Raw genomic sequence first — 1691 nt, 5'->3', positions numbered from 1 at the left:
CCTACATTATTCATAGTGGATTCATTTCAGGTTATCAAAACAGATATGGGGACAATCTGAAGCCTCCAACTAATGTCTATCATCGAATGACCGCTTGATGTAGAGTTATAATCCTGTCCGAAGCCTTGATTTCGGCATGCTCAGGTCTGATTATCACGTCCATTTTTATGGAGCGGATATGACTTATAAGTCCGATTACAGAATCGGACTCAGGTTGATTTCAGATTATTCCACTTGTCAGGCAGAGAGTCTCGTCAAGGCTTGCGACAAAGCTTCAAGGTGTCGATGGTGTGGGGAAAAGCTGAACCTTATAAAAGTCTTTTTTTCGACTATGAAGACGGCACTCAGCATAATCCGCTTCATGAAGCTGTCCATCGTGAAGGCGCCGACCTCTGTATTGGAGAAAGCCTTCGACCTGAGACGGTATGCGGTCACATATGCCGCGCCATATAGAAACAGCCGGAACATATTGGCTCTGAAAGAACTGCACGACATCCTGTCGGCTCGAAAATACTTCAGGTCTTTTATCCATAGCTCCATTGTGCCGCGCTTACAGTAACGTCGATATACTGTCTCGGGCTTGTTGTTACGGTTGCTTGTGACTATGAAGCGGACGTTTACACCCTTGTCGGAGACTTCGATTTTTGCAATCACCCTCTGTCTGTATTTCCATGATTTGGCTTTGTACTCAAAGCTGTAGTAACGGCGTACATCCTCATGGTGAAGTTCGAAATCCCCCTTGGCACGGCGCAATTGCTTGTCGATTTTCTTCATAAGCGCAGGATTGCCCGACAGCCCTGTGATAAATCTCACATAAAGATGTGTCTTGACCCAGTCCATAAACTCATGGCTGCAGAAATGACTGTCCCCGCGGAGTTCTATTATTGTGTGAGGCCATTCCTTATGGATGTATTCAATGACTCTGCGCAGTATACCGAAGATGTTCAGCGACTTGTTGCGTCGTCCCGGTCTCAGTAGAGGAAGTATCAGCTTGCCGTTCATACCGTCGAAAATAACCATCGGCATGTAGCAGTATTCGTCATAGTAATCATTGAACAGCGACAGCTGCTGCGCCCCGTATGTGTTGGCATTTGTATCGTCAACGTCAAGAATAATCTTACGCGGAGCTTTGTCGAAGGATGAGATGTAGTCCTTGACAAACAGTTCTGCTATTTTCCATAAGGTCCTTTTGTCAATATGATTCTCAAGCCGTGTCATCGTCGGTTGTGAGCACAGGCCGGGATCCGATGCCTTGCGGCCCACGCTCATCTTAAGGGCACTGTCGTGGCGCAGGCGGTCGCAGTCGTTGGCATCCTCGTAGCCGCACATTATCTGTCCGACACGCTGGCAGACCATCTCTTCGTAGGAATGCTGTACGAAAAGTTGATTTCGATAATCCGGAATTAGGCGCGCTATCTTTCGCGCTATGCTGTCTTTCATTAGACCGACAAGCACCAGTCCTCCATTGGACGAGATGTCCGGGGCATTGAAATCGACCTGAATTTTCCTGTCAGGAAGCACGTCTTGAAAAGAAAAAAGATTTTTCTCTTGACTGACTCCGTTATTTGTTGTATCTTTGCACATGAGAACGCCGGTATTAAGTTTATTTTTAACACCTTAAAGTTAATGCTTTTCTTGCAAATATACAAGAAGGGCGTTCTCTTTTTTGTGGAGACTATGAATTATTCAGG

At 46.0% G+C, this 1691-nt stretch carries 1 protein-coding gene; it reads right to left on the bottom strand.

Translation table 11 applies throughout. The features are described from left to right. Positions 1–237: 237 nt before the first annotated feature. Positions 238–1584, bottom strand: coding sequence for an IS1380-like element IS616 family transposase (locus WKT20_RS17930; RefSeq protein ID WP_004295325.1), 1347 nt, complete (start codon positions 1582–1584; stop codon positions 238–240). Between the last annotated feature and the right edge of the window lie 107 nt (positions 1585–1691).

The organism is Phocaeicola sp. ICN-14070 (assembly GCF_037892625.1).
GTDB lineage: Bacteria > Bacteroidota > Bacteroidia > Bacteroidales > Bacteroidaceae > Phocaeicola > Phocaeicola plebeius.
This window is presented reverse-complemented; position numbering and strand designations above follow the sequence as displayed.

Coding starts and splice junctions, on each gene's coding strand:
- WKT20_RS17930 (WP_004295325.1), bottom strand. CDS start 1,584: ATGTGCAAAGATACAACAAATAACGGAGTCAGTCAAGAGAAAAATCTT.